General features: G+C 59.1%; 11 protein-coding genes. 7 read left to right on the top strand and 4 right to left on the bottom strand.

The window, feature by feature from the left end; all coding sequences use genetic code 11:
* The first annotated feature begins 36 nt into the window (after window positions 1–36).
* Window positions 37–1,053 carry an alpha/beta hydrolase gene (locus tag PspR84_RS15055; protein WP_160057889.1) on the top strand — a complete coding sequence of 339 codons (1,017 nt, stop codon included), beginning with the start codon at window positions 37–39 and terminating at the stop codon, window positions 1,051–1,053.
* 175 nt (window positions 1,054–1,228) lie between these two features.
* Window positions 1,229–1,945 (top strand): SDR family oxidoreductase, encoded by a 717-nt coding sequence (locus PspR84_RS15050; protein WP_160057888.1) that lies wholly within the window; start codon window positions 1,229–1,231, stop codon window positions 1,943–1,945.
* 103 nt (window positions 1,946–2,048) lie between these two features.
* Here the strand turns inward: PspR84_RS15050 and PspR84_RS15045 are convergent, their stop codons facing one another.
* From PspR84_RS15045 to PspR84_RS15035, 3 genes are read right to left on the bottom strand one after another with little or no spacing between them, the layout of a single operon-like run.
* Window positions 2,049–4,334: a GMC family oxidoreductase gene (locus PspR84_RS15045; RefSeq protein WP_160057887.1), complete on the bottom strand. Its 2,286-nt coding sequence runs from the start codon at window positions 4,332–4,334 to the stop codon at window positions 2,049–2,051.
* Complete coding sequence (locus tag PspR84_RS15040) at window positions 4,331–4,888, bottom strand: sorbitol dehydrogenase (protein ID WP_160057886.1); 558 nt, start codon at window positions 4,886–4,888, stop codon at window positions 4,331–4,333. The genes PspR84_RS15045 and PspR84_RS15040 overlap by 4 nt, the downstream gene beginning before the upstream one ends.
* 4 nt (window positions 4,889–4,892) lie before the next feature.
* The gene (locus tag PspR84_RS15035) at window positions 4,893–6,233 is read right to left on the bottom strand and encodes a cytochrome C (RefSeq protein WP_160057885.1); all 1,341 of its coding nucleotides are present in this window, start codon (window positions 6,231–6,233) and stop codon (window positions 4,893–4,895) included.
* Window positions 6,234–6,604: 371 nt separating this feature from the next.
* Here PspR84_RS15035 and PspR84_RS15030 point away from each other — a divergent pair, with 371 nt between their 5' ends.
* Window positions 6,605–7,516, top strand: a complete 912-nt coding sequence (locus PspR84_RS15030; protein WP_160057884.1) for a LysR family transcriptional regulator — start codon at window positions 6,605–6,607, stop codon at window positions 7,514–7,516.
* Between the two features lie 6 nt (window positions 7,517–7,522).
* On the opposite strand, the gene PspR84_RS15025 is transcribed toward PspR84_RS15030, so the two are convergent.
* The gene (locus tag PspR84_RS15025; RefSeq protein ID WP_174244456.1) at window positions 7,523–8,014 is read right to left on the bottom strand and encodes a cupin domain-containing protein; all 492 of its coding nucleotides are present in this window, start codon (window positions 8,012–8,014) and stop codon (window positions 7,523–7,525) included.
* A 478-nt stretch (window positions 8,015–8,492) separates the two neighbouring features.
* Here PspR84_RS15025 and PspR84_RS15020 point away from each other — a divergent pair, with 478 nt between their 5' ends.
* The 4 genes from PspR84_RS15020 (at window position 8,493) to PspR84_RS15005 (ending at window position 13,131) form a co-directional block, all read left to right on the top strand.
* Complete coding sequence (locus tag PspR84_RS15020) at window positions 8,493–9,257, top strand: MFS transporter (protein ID WP_238785110.1); 765 nt, start codon at window positions 8,493–8,495, stop codon at window positions 9,255–9,257.
* 210 nt (window positions 9,258–9,467) lie between these two features.
* Window positions 9,468–10,232 carry a glucose 1-dehydrogenase gene (locus PspR84_RS15015; protein WP_160057883.1) on the top strand — a complete coding sequence of 255 codons (765 nt, stop codon included), beginning with the start codon at window positions 9,468–9,470 and terminating at the stop codon, window positions 10,230–10,232.
* Between the two features lie 118 nt (window positions 10,233–10,350).
* Window positions 10,351–12,729, top strand: coding sequence for a membrane-bound PQQ-dependent dehydrogenase, glucose/quinate/shikimate family (locus PspR84_RS15010; protein ID WP_160057882.1), 2,379 nt, complete (start codon window positions 10,351–10,353; stop codon window positions 12,727–12,729).
* Window positions 12,730–12,741: 12 nt separating this feature from the next.
* Window positions 12,742–13,131, top strand: a complete 390-nt coding sequence (locus PspR84_RS15005; protein ID WP_160057881.1) for an antibiotic biosynthesis monooxygenase — start codon at window positions 12,742–12,744, stop codon at window positions 13,129–13,131.
* The last annotated feature ends 11 nt before the right edge of the window (window positions 13,132–13,142 follow it).

Raw genomic sequence — 13,142 nt, 5'->3', positions numbered from 1 at the left:
TCCTCTGAGAAGGTCACATCAAGCAGGGGAGTTCTCATGTCCACACTCACGCTGACCTCACGCACTTTCAGTACCCCGCGCCATACGACGCATTATTTGGAGTCCGGGCCAGACGACGGGCCGCTGATGATGTTCCTGCATGGTTGGCCGGAGATTAGCCTGGTCTGGCGCGCGCAGATGGAAGCGTTCGCTGCAAAAGGCTGGCACTGCGTTGCACCGGATATGCGCGGCTATGGCCGTTCTGCCGCGGCAGAATCCACCCGCGAATATACGATGGAAAAAATCGTGGCGGACATGGCCGAACTTCATGACCATCTCGACGGCAAGCCCGCCATCTGGGTTGGCCACGACTGGGGCAGTGTAGTGGCCGGTGAATTGGTGGCTCATGAACCACAGCGCAGTCGTGGCGTGGTGCTGATCTCCGTGCCGTATTTCCCCGACACGAACGCTTTGTCGACGCTGATTCCACTGGTTGACCGGGCGATCTATCCAGCCAATCAGTATCCTGATGGTCAATGGGACTATTACCGCTACTACAACACGCACTTCACATCCGCCGTCGCTGATCTGGACGCGGACAAAGCGGCATCGCTGGCTTCGATTTATCGACGAGGAGACCCGGCGAATATTGGCAAGGTCGCGTCGAATGCCGAAGTGACACGCAAAGGAGGGCGGTTCGGCGTCAGTCATCGTGCGCCGCCTATGCAGCCTGATCTGGCGCTCTGGCCAGTGACGGACTTCTCCGCACTGCTGCAGGCATTCGAGGAGCGAGGCTTCCGCTCTTCCTGCGCGTGGTACCTAAACGATGACGCCAACATCGCCTACGCTCGTCGCGCACCGGATGGCGGCAGGTTGTCATTGCCTGTGCTGTTTGTGAACGGCGACTACGATCAGATGAACAACATCAACGGCAATCGATTGGGCGACCCGATGCGGGCGGCTTGTGCAGACCTCACCATAACGAGCCTGCCAGGCGCGCACTGGCTGCCGCTGGAATGCAAGTCAGGACTCGTTGTTGCCATTGATAACTGGCTTCAAAGCAAAAAGCTTTGATGCCTGGGCGTAGCCAGCTTCGATGAAAGCGCCCATCGATTTGGCCGGGAATATAAACGGCTGTTGGACGAGCCGCCTCGAGATCGTGTCTCGAATACCAGGAAAAGCCTGTCTGTCGGATAGGGTTCTGAAAGTGTTATCAATAGGTCTGGCATCGGATGATGAGAGGGTAATCATGAACAACCGCCGAACCGCACTGATCACGGGTGCAACCAAAGGAATCGGTTTCGCACTCAGTACTCAGTTGAATCAGGCAGGCTGGAATGTGGTCGGCATTGCCAGGCATCCGGTTAATGATTTTCCCGGAAAGCTGTTGCTCTGTGATTTAAGCGATGCTCAACAAACGAGGGAAATGCTTGAGAAACTCCTGGAGCGGACTTCTATTGATGCCGTCGTCAATAACGCAGGCGTTGCATCTCCGCAAAGCCTGGAAACGCTTGAACTCGAAACACTCCAAAACGTTTTTGACCTGAATGTCAGAGCCTCGGTACAAGTCACCCAGGCTTGCCTGCCGTCTCTCAAGCGATCTTCTGCAGGACGCATCGTGAATGTCTGCAGCCGAGCCATTTTTGGAGCCCGGGACAGAACCGCTTACGCGGCCGCAAAAAGCGCATTGGTGGGTGTCACGCGTACGTGGGCACTTGAACTGGCGCCCATTGGCATTACGGTCAATGCGGTCGCACCTGGCCCGATAGACACCGAGCTTTTCCGAAAAAACCGACCCGTGGGCAGAGAGGGCGAGCGTCAGATACTCTCCACGATTCCGATGCAAAGACTGGGAACGCCATCAGAAGTGGCCTCGCTGATTACCTTCCTGCTCAGCGAGGCGGCATCCTTCGTAACGGGCCAAGTGATCAGCGTCGATGGGGGAGGGAGTCTCGGTGGGAGATAGCGATACGAAGCAGCTTTAAGAGTTGTTGATTCATCTGGCCAGAGAGAGCAACCCCACACTACTGCGGCATTGCCGCAGCGCTGTGGGGTTGGTATGACAGGGCCTACACCGCCCCGAAACGCACCTCCACCGACAGGCTGCCCTGGTTATCGCTCAGCCCAGCCCCGAAACGCCCGTCCAGGTCGTCATTGATGCACAATTGCAACTCTCCCTGCTGGCCACGCGGCAATTGCGCCTGGTTGCCGACCAGGAACGGCACGCCGCTGGTGCCGATCCGCCCGATCAACGCTCCTTCTGGTTGACCGGGCAAGGTATAGCCGGGTTTGGCGATCAACCTCGGATTGCCCGCCGCGCTGACCTTCCCGGTGTCCGGGTTGGCCGTCCACTCCCCACCGGTGCACACCGCCAGTTGCCAGCTCTGCCCGTTGACCTGCACACCGGTACCCTGCCAGGCCTGGTTGGCCTGCACCTGCACGGTATGCTTGATCAGATCATTGGCGATTACGTCGGCGGCCTGGAAGGTCAGCGCGGTGATGGTCAAGGTCGGATTGGCAGTGCCGCTGGTGGGGAATACGCCGGCACCAACCAGGAACAGATTGGAGTGGTCCCAGGTGCGCTGGTCCTTGTCCACCACCGAATTCTTGCGGTCCGAGCCCATGCGGTAGGTGCCCATCAGGTGGCCAGCGCCGAAGAACGTGTAGTTCTGGTGGTCGTACTCGAACACCGTTTGCGAACCGGTCTTGAGCGTGGGGTTCAGGTCGGTCAGCTCGGTGGCGCCCATCAGCTCGGTGATGATGTGCGTGGCGGCCAGGCGCGCCTGCTTGAAACCCTCCTTGGTGTATTCGGAGAAATTGTAGGTGATCTGCGGCCGAGGCAGGCCCAGGCCATCAGTGAGCGTCTTGGACAGCTCCACCTGGCAGATCGCCTTGGGTGGCTTCCCCGGGCGGGCAGGCTCGTCTGGGTCTTTCTCCAACTGCTCGACCAAGAATCCCAGGCGGAACTGACGGGTCAGCACGCTGTTGAGCTGCTGCACTAGCGCCTTGCCGGACAGCGCCAGACCTTTGGGATTAGCGCCGCCGTTGTTGCTGCCGTCGATGAAATCGCAGACCGTGTTGTACGGATCATTCGCCGACCAGTTCCAGCCCTCGTTGCCGATCTCGATACGCCAGGCGGCGCGCTGGCTGCGGAACGGGCCATCGCGCATGTCCTCGATCCCCGAGGTGGACAGTGGCCCGCGGAACGGGAACAACGGCTTGCCTTCGGGCATCAGACCCCAGGCCAGGTAAACCGGGTGGTCGGATAACCCCAGGCCGACCTGCTTGCTGTTGTTGGCGACGCCGTGGGGGCTGTCCGGGCTGACCGAGTTGAGCAGCAGTTTCGGCGTTTCGATCGCGTGGGCGGCGATCACGTAGCGTTTACCCTGAGCCTCGCCGTTCTGGCGCGTGCCATCGTTCTGGTACTGGATGTACTCGATACCGGTGACGCCGCTGGCATCGACCTTCACCCTGCTCGCCACACTCTGGTAGAGGATGCGTACGTTGCCGGTATCCAACGCCTTGGCCATGGTCACGGTGGCGTCATACTTGGCCTGGATTGGGCAGATCGGCGTGCAACTGGTGTTGCCGGCACACACCCGGCGGCCATTGTCGTTCTGCGAGTTGCGCCCGGCCGGGGTCTGCCGGACGTTGAGGGTGACACCCGGGTAAGGCTTGCCGTCGGGGGCCTTCTCCGGACTCTGGTAAACCTTGCCCGTGACATTCTTGCTCAGGCCCTGGTCGACCAGCGACGGCGGGATGCCGTGCATGCTGTATTCGTAGCCCTTGGGGAAGGTCACGCCCAGGTAGGTCTGCGAGGCGACATCGGCGGACACGCCCATCTCTTCCTCGGCACGGCAGTAGGCAGTCTGCAGGTCGTCGTAGCTGATTGGCCAGTCGACCCCGACGTTGTACGCAGTGCGCATGCGAAAGTCGTTGGGCAACAGGCGCAGGGCTGTGCCCATCCAGTGCCACATGGTGCCGCCGCCTACCCGCTCGTAGGTGCTGGCGAACAGGAGATTCCCCTGCTGCACCAGGTAGCTCTTCTGCGCCTTGTTCTCTTCTTCGCTGCCGGCGGTAATCAGGTCCTGGATGGTCGCCCGTGGCGCGAACTGCGTGGCTGGGGTCTGCTCGGTCTGCTCGGGGGGGTATGGCGACTCGGGCGACTTGAGCACGGCGGTGTAGAAGCGCTCCAGGTACTCGCTGCGGTTAGGTGGAATCGCCGGGCCCGACTCGAGCACCAGCACTTTCAATCCGGCCAGGCCCAACTGATAGGCCATGACGCTGCCGGCCATACCGGCGCCGACGACGATCACATCGGCGGTTTCGATGTTCTGGGTTTTTAGATTGCTCATGGCTGCTGCCCTTCCTTGGCGTCGACACCGGTGAATTGCTTGAGGGTCGGTGGCTGTTCGGCCCAGTAGCCGAAATGGTACTGGCTGTAGCCCATGGGGTGGGACTGGGCGATCTTCCACGCCCAGCTTTCCTTGTAGGCCTGGTCGGAAACCACGCGGATAGAACCCTTTTTGGCGTTGCCTTGGTCATAAGGCTGGTACCAGCTGCCGAGCAGCCACAGCTTCATGATCGAGCGGGCGCCTTGAGCGATCTGCGGATCCGAATGGCCGCGTATGGCGCTGGCGATTTGCTCATCTGATTGGCCCTTGAGGCTGGCGATTTCCTGCTCTGACTGGCTCTTGAGACTGGCGATTTGCTGATCTGATTGGCTCTTGAGGCTGGCGTACAGCTCCAGCAGGTTGCTGAACGCTACGGTGCCCATCCCTTGCTGGGCGGTGGCGAAGAACAGCGGAGGCAGGTTGATCGGGTCGACGGACGGCGCGAGCTTGTCGGCCGCAAGGCCGGTGAGCGTGGCGGACAGGTCGATGAAGTTCTGCAGGTTCGGGTCGCTCATGGCATCACTCCTTGGCGCCGGTGGATTGGGCACGTTCAAGCAGGAAGGTGAAATCGGCGAAGCTGGTTCGCGGTGACTGGGTGACGCGGGTGGTCGCGTTGTTGTGGCATTCCATGCAACTGGATGAAGCCTGCGGCGTGGTGCCCTGGTTGTAGGTTTCCAGCGTGGCGTTGGCCAGGAAGCTCGGCGCAGGCGTGCCCAGCGGGTTGGTTGGCGACGGCTCTTCGCAACCCTTGGCCGGGGCGGTCGGCCATTGGGTGCTGATCAACTGGTAGTTGGCCCACACAGTGCCCTTGAGCGAGGCTTGCCATTGTGCGTTGAGCTGGTGGGTCGCGGCGGTGAGCGGGATTTCCCGCACGATCTGCGAGGGCGTGGCTTTCTTTGATGGGTCCCACGGTTGCGCGGGCGGTTCGTTCACCGGGCGGTCGCTGGCTTGGGCGTCGTAGAACAAGTAGGGGCCCTTGCGCTCGTTCATCGGCGTGGTCTTCTCCGGCACGTTGCGCACGTGCTCGAAGCTCGACCACACCCACTGCGGCGCACTTTCGGTTTTGTGCACGATGTGCAGGCCGACCAGCCCGACCTTATGCGCGCTGCACGACTCGGGGATCACCGCGCCCTTATTCGGGTCGGCGTTGCCGGGGGTGTAGACCAAGGCGTCAATGGCGTGGAATTCCTGCGGGTTGTCGCTGCCGCCGAGTACCTTCCAGGCCGACTTGACCATGATCGCGCCGACCTGCTGGGGCTTATTCGTACCGCAGGCGAAGGCGATGCCGTTGCTGGCCTTGCTCAGGAACGCTTGCTGGCCTTCCTTGCTGTACAGGCCATTGTTGACGATGTCATCGAACATCGGCTGGTTGACCATGATCGCGTTGCGCGTGTAAGTGCCGTTCTGATCCACCAGTGGGCCGGTCTTGAATGGCTGGATGATCTCGTCGAGTACACCGGCGACCTTGCCCATCTGCTGCAACACGGGCAGATCACCCTTGCCTTGGCAGGCGGCGGGTAGCGGCGCCTTCTGGTTCCAGGCGACCGGTTTCTGGCCTTGGGGCAAGAAAATCTCGTAGCTCTCCTTCCACGACTCCCACACCGTCTGCCCCGGCGCGCCGATCATCGCCGAGGTGTTGGCGCTGCCGTCAGCGTTGGCGGGCCAGTTCAGGGCGACGAAGGTCTGCCACGAAAGCACGTCGAAATCGTGTTGCAGGTTGTCCAGAGTGAAGGGGGGGGTGGCGGTGACGTCGTGGGGAATCGCAGATAACAGCACCGGCGGGCCAGCCGCATCGGCTATGGCGAGCGCGCTGGTGAAACTTGCACTCAGGCACGCCAGCCGTTTCAGGGTTATTTTCATTATCGTCTCCTCAGCAGATAAAGCGTCGGGACGACGAGGCGTACTGGCCCTTCATGGACCGAATGATCAGCGTTATCCCTGACGCTAGGCTGCAGGCTAGCTGTTGCGCTAAACCCCTCAGAAATATCCGACTAACGGTAGGGGTAAACGAGGGGGCATCGCACCGCGGCAGACGCTCTCGGGCGATCAGCCACCCGTGGCAATGATCACTGGAACGATTTTTTTCCGCCGTTCTCCAGCGGGATCAACTGATGAGTTTGATGCGATAGTTTGATGAGGCAAATTCATCAAAATACGTTGATGTGATCCGTAGAATCATCTGACGTGGTCGCTCGTCCGGCTTCCATCCAGAATTCAAGTTGTGAGGTCTCATGAATGTAAGCCGCGCCAACCTCGCAGATTTTGTCTACTTTCTTGCCATTGCCCGCCATCAAAGCTTCAATCGCGCAGGCAAAGAGGTGGGGATCAGCGCCTCCGCGCTGAGCCACGCGATCAAGGGCCTGGAAAGCAGAATCGGTGTTCGTCTACTCAATCGCACCACTCGCAGCGTTACTCTCACTGCGGCGGGCGAAGAACTGCACAAGCTGATCAGTGAGCCCATGCTGGAGATGGGGCAGGCCATGGAGGTTCTCAATCGTTTCCGCGATGAGCCTACTGGTCGTATTCGCTTGAACTTGCTCAGCGACGCCGCAGATCTTCTGCTCGGCCCGGTATTGCCCGTCTTCAACGACCGCTACCCGGAAATCCAGATTGACCTGACGGTGACCAACCTGATCGTCGATATCATCGGCGGTGGCCATGACGCAGGTATACGCTACGGCGGCACTGTGCCGGAGGACATGATCGCGCAACGTTTGTCTCCGGACATCCGCTGGGTCGTTGCCGGCGCTCCGCAATACCTGAAGCGCTTTGGTGTTCCAGAGCATCCGCAGGATTTGCTCAAGCATCGTTGTTTACGCATTCGCTTGGGCAACGGCTGTATGTACGACTGGGAGTTCGAGAAAGGCGAGGAAGCCGTTTCGATTGCGGTGCCTGGGTTGATCACCATCGACGAAACCCGTGTCGGCCTGTCTTTAGCTCGCCAGGGCGCCGGTTTGATGTATGCCCCAGAGCCGGCCATGGCGCCGCTTATCGAGAGCGGGTATGTCACGACAGTTCTTGATGATTGGGCCAGCATCGCACCCGGTTTTCACATGTATTACTCAAGTCACCGGCAGTTACCGATGGGCCTGCGTCTGCTGATCGATCTCATCCGTGAACTGCAGCCCCTTGATGAGCCATGAGAGGCCTCATCGCGATGCCTCATATTGCGCCTCGCTGACCGGCTCCATCCATACGACATTCTTGCCATCCACGGCCTCTTGGATCGCGATATGGGTCATACCCGTGGTCGCGGTCGCCCCGTGCCAGTGTTTAACGCCGGGCGGTGTCCAGATCACATCGCCTGGCCTTATCACGGTTTTTTCACCGCCCACCTGCTGAATCCAGCCAACGCCGGCGGTGACTACAAGCGCCTGGCCTTTTGGATGTGTGTGCCAAGCCGATCGAGCCCCCGGCTGGAAGGTCACCGCACCTGCAGAAACAGTAGAAGGTTCCGGCGCGGCGAAAAGAGGGTCGATCCTTGCGTTGCCGACGAAATTACCTGGAGCCCCCATCAGTGAGGCTTGGTCGCCATTCCTGACAATGCTCATGGCTTGATCCTTAGGGAGATCCGCTGCGTGCGCAGAGGCGTCGGACAGGATCGCGGCAGTCAGCATCGAGGCGGTGACGAGTGTTCTCATGAGGCAAGCTCCTGCTGGATATGCAATAGAGCTGACAAACTATTCCAAGACCCACCTGAGGACTACACGGCAAAACCGACATGAAGCGATGAATATCTCTCATTAGTCCGGCTGTGTGCCTGCTCCTGTTGACTCGAGTCCTCTAGCGCAGTCGCTACCTGGATTGCTGAGTATCACTCATCAGAACATCCCGGATTTGCCCCATATTCATCTTCTTGCTCCTTGATTAGCGTGGGTGGCCTCACCAGCCCCATTCACTGGCTGTGATTCCTACGGCGCCTGACGGAGGCTTATTGATGATCCCCACACGCTTATCCAGCTCGGCGATAGTCGCTTTAAAACTGCTCGGCGGCTCTGCTCTGGATAAAACATGGGCGTATTACCGCACCAAATACAGCGCTAGTCGGTACATAGCTTCGAAGGTTAGCAAGCGCTCCCATACGGCCACTGTGCGTTTCTCACGGACAAGGAGTGCCCGGTGAGCCAGACCAGCATTGCAACGACAAAGCAACCGGGTCTAGGCGAAGGCAGCCAGCAAGGCGAGCGAGAGCACGGCTTGAGCATCCTGCTGATCCTCAGCGCGCTGCTCGCGTTTGCATCCATCTCCACGGATCTCTATTTGCCTGGGATGCCCGGGATGGCTGCCGACCTGCATGCGGACGGCGGCACGATGGAGTTGACCATCAGCGGTTACCTGGCGGGCTTCAGTGTGGGGCAGCTTTTCTGGGGGCCGTTCAGCGACCGGTTTGGCAGAAGACTACCCGTAGCACTTGGCTGCCTGTTGTTCATAGCCGGTTCTGCTGGCTGTGCACTCTCGACCAGCGGGACAACCCTGATCGCCTGGCGCCTGGTTCAAGCATTTGGCGCTTGTGCGAATGTGGTACTTGCACGCGCCATGGTGCGGGATTTGTATGAAGGTCAGCGGGCCGCACAGAAGATGTCGACGCTGATGACAGTCATGGCAATCGCACCGCTCGCGGGGCCGACAGTGGGTGGACAGATTCTCCATCTGTGGTCGTGGCACGCGATCTTTTGGACATTGGTGCTATTGGGTGGAGCGACACTGACGAGTTTGCTTTGGTTGCCAGAGACATTACCGCCGGTGCGCCGCGTTATTGCTGGTACCACGTGGGCAGATTGGGGGGGGGTTGCCGCTCTTGATCTGCGGCTGTTTTCTATTCGTATCGGCCACCGGTTTCGTGCTGGCCAACGCGATCACTGGTGCGCTCAACTGTCTCCCTGAATTTGCCGGGTCGGCGTCGGCACTCGCCGGCGCATTGCAGTACGGATCGGGGATTTTGGGCTCGGCATTGGTCGCCGTTTTTGCTGATGGTACGCCTTGGCCCATGGGGTGGGTTGTAGCCATTTGCGGCTTGGGATGCGCACTGAGTGCAGCCTTCGCCCTGCGCCTTTCGCAACCGATTCAACAGCCTTGGCATTAGAGGAAAAATCGATGAACTTCGCATTTGAAAATAGAGTCGCCCTGATTACTGGCGCCGCCTCCGGTATCGGGCTGGCAACGGCCAAGGCATTCGCCCAGGCTGGCGCTGCCGTCGCGTTGGCCGATGTCGATGGCGACGCGGCCAATGCTGCCGCTGAGGCCTTGGTGAAGGCCGGTCATCGAGCCATCGGGATCCGCTGCGATGTCGCGCAAATCGACCAGGTCGAAGCCATGGTGCAAGAAGTCATCGCAACGTTCGGTCGCCTCGATGCTGCCTTCAATAATGCCGGTATCCAGAACCTTCTTGCAGAAACCGCTGATGCCACAGTGGAGGATTACGACAAAGTAATGTCGGTTAACCTTCGCGGCGTTTGGAGCTGCATGAAGTTTGAGCTGGAGCACATGCGCCGCCAAGGTAGCGGCACCATCGTCAACTGCTCGTCTCTGGGCGGACTGATCGGGGGTGCCGAACGTGCCAACTACCACGCTGCCAAGCATGGAGTGATAGGGCTGACCAAAAGTGCAGCATTGGAATATGCAGCTCGGAATATTCGCGTCAACGCGGTTTGCCCAGGGCTGATCTGGACGCCGATGGTCGATCAGATGGTCGCGGCCGGGCAGGGCGAGGCGCTTGAGGGCATGACCAGAGCGGTGCCAATGGGGCGGCATGGCAAGCCGGAAGAGATCGCCGACGCGGTTCTCTGGTTAAGCAGTAGCGCCTCCAGTTATGTCACAGGCCAGTCCATTTCAGTGGATGGCGGATTCGTTATGCGGTGATCGTGCGGCGAAATGACTCTTTAACAGTGCGCTGATTTTTCAATGCTTGAACCACTGGCAGCGCGTGGCCTTTGCGAGCCATGCCTGACGTTCACCCGCCCATCAAAGGAAGAGCTACATGTTGGAATCGAATCCATCCAAAGCAAGAATGATGACGGTGATTGCATTGGGCATCATCATCCTGCTGGCTGGGTTATTCATGTTAGCGGGCGGCAGCTATCTCATTACCTTGGGCGGCTCCTGGTACTTCGCGCTTGCGGGTCTCGGCATGACGCTCGGTGGTTTGCAATTGGTTCGCCGTCGAGCTTCGGGGGCCGTCGTTTTCCTTTTAGTTTTCCTTGCTTCCATCGTCTGGTCGGTATGGGACGTTGGCTTCGCGTTCTGGCCGCTGTTTTCCCGCATGGTAGCGCTGGCAGTGTTAGCGCTGTTGGTATTGCTGGCAATGCCGTGGCTGCGCAATGGCGACAAATCTTTGATCAGCAAAATCGCTTACGCAGGTGCCGCCGTGGTGGCCGTTGCCTTAGGCGCTACGTTTTATGCAGCCCTGCAACCGCAACCCATCCAGACTGCAGAAGGAACTTCAGCCCCTGTTGCTGGCAAGGCCGTGGGCCTCGTCGAACCTGCTGCGGATTGGCGTTACTTCGGGCGCACCCCGTCAGGTACGCGTCACGCTGCGCTGGATCAGATCAACCCGCAAAACGTATCTGATTTGAAAGTTGCCTGGACGTACCGCACTGGAGAGATTCCGCAAGGCAGGGAAGGGCACGTTGTCACACCGCTTCACGTTAACGGCGTGCTTTATGGCTGTACGCAGTCGAGCCAGTTATTCGCTCTGGACGCTGATACGGGGAAAGAGATCTGGCGCCACAACCCGAATGTACAGGCAAACAACGTGTATCCGCGCTGCCGTGGAGTGGGTTATCACGATGCCACGACCGAGGTTTCAACCGTTGACGTTCAGATACCCGTAACAGCCTGCTCGCGCCGGATCATTTCAACGACCGTCGACGCTCGAATTGTTGCCGTCGACGCGCAAACGGGAAAAACCTGCGACGATTTCGGAGATCACGGCAGCGTCAGTCTGCGTAGCGGGATGGGCAGTCCTGATCAGAACCTCTACTTCCCGACAGCAGCTCCAACCGTCGTGCGCAATCTAGTGGTGGTCGGGGGACTGGTGTGGGATAACCAGAAAACGGGTGAACCCTCGGGTGTCGTTCGTGCCTTTGACGTCCATACGGGCAAGCTCATTTGGGCGTGGGATTTGGGCAATCCAGGCATCCTGCGTGAACCACCAGAAGGCCAGAGCTACACAGCGGGAACGCCCAATGTCTGGTCGACCCCGGCGTTCGACGATGAACTGGGTCTGATCTATCTTCCAACCGGCAACGCCACTCCCGACTTTTGGGGCGGCCACAGGACTGCGGCGGATGATCGTTATTCTTCATCAATCGTAGCGCTGGATATTGCCACTGGGCGTGAGCTTTGGCACTTCCAGACAGTGCATCATGACCTTTGGGATTACGACGTGCCGTCGCAACCAGCGCTGTATGAAGTGCCGGACGGTCAGGGTGGAACGCTACCAGCGCTGATTCAAACTACCAAGCGCGGCCAGATCTTCATGCTGGATCGACGTACCGGCACGCCGATCGCTGAAGTCGAAGAGCGCCAGGTTCCGCAAGGAGGCGTTGCAGATGATCGTCTATCTCCCACGCAACCGTATTCGGTTGGAATGCCGGCCATGGGTACAGAACCCCTCAGCGAAAAACGCATGTGGGGGCTGACACCTTTAGATCAACTGATCTGCAGGATCGACTTTCGCAAGGCGCGGTACGAAGGCGAGTTCACCCCACCCAATGAACGCCTGACCCTGCAGTATCCGAGTTGGTTAGGCGGTATGAATTGGGGTTCTGTTTCCGTTGCCGAGAACCTGGGTTACATGATCGTCAATGACACCAGAGTTGCCACCTGGAGTCGGATGATTCCCCGTAAAGCCTATGATGACGCAGGCACAACAGGTGGCGGCCATGAGGGCAACGCTCCCCAAGCGGGTACACCATGGGGTATCGAGATGGGGCGTTTTCTGTCTCCCTTGGGAATCCCTTGCCAAGAGCCTCCATACGGCACGATCAGCGCGATTGATTTGGCGACGCGTAAGGTCGCCTGGTCTATGCCGTTGGGAACGACCGAGCAAACTGGCCCATCGGGAATCGCTACTCACCTTCCTATGCCGATCGGCATGCCAACTCGCGGTGGGCCAATTACCACCTCCAGTGGATTGGTATTTATCGCGGCAGCGCAGGACTATTACATCCGAGCTTTTGATGTTCGTAGCGGCAAAGAGCTGTGGAAAGGGCGGTTGCCTGTCGGGGCCGAGGCAACACCGATGACGTACGTTTCGCCAAAAAGTGGCCGACAATATTTAGTCGTCAGCGCTGGCGGTAATTCAGCCACGACGCAGAAGGGTGATTACGTCGTGGCGTATGCGCTGCCGCAGTGAAGGAGGGGAAACATGAAAGGTAAACGTTTTTTAGGAGTGATCGCATTGGCTGGATTACTGGCAGGACAAGCCCTGGCCGCCGAGGAAAATGGCTTGGTTGTGCGCATCGCGCAACTCGAAATCGATCCTGCACAGGTTGCGGCCTATCAAGCCGCAGTCAAGGAGGAGATCACAGAGTCGACTCGAACAGAGCCGGGCGTCATATCAATCTACGCTGTCGCCGAAGTCGACCGCCCAAACTGGTTTCATTTCTTCGAAATCTACGCCAGCGACTCGGCATACCGAAGCCATATCGAATCGCCGCACTTCAAAAAGTACGCCGTTACCACGCAGTCGATGATTGTGTCGAAACGCTTGATTGAATCCACACCAATCGAACTTAGCCCCCGGCCTGGCCCGTAATCAGCTGGTTC

This window comes from Pseudomonas sp. R84, from assembly GCF_009834515.1.
Classification (GTDB): domain Bacteria; phylum Pseudomonadota; class Gammaproteobacteria; order Pseudomonadales; family Pseudomonadaceae; genus Aquipseudomonas.
Note: the sequence above shows the minus strand (reverse complement) of the source record. Positions and strands in the feature narration are given on the sequence as shown.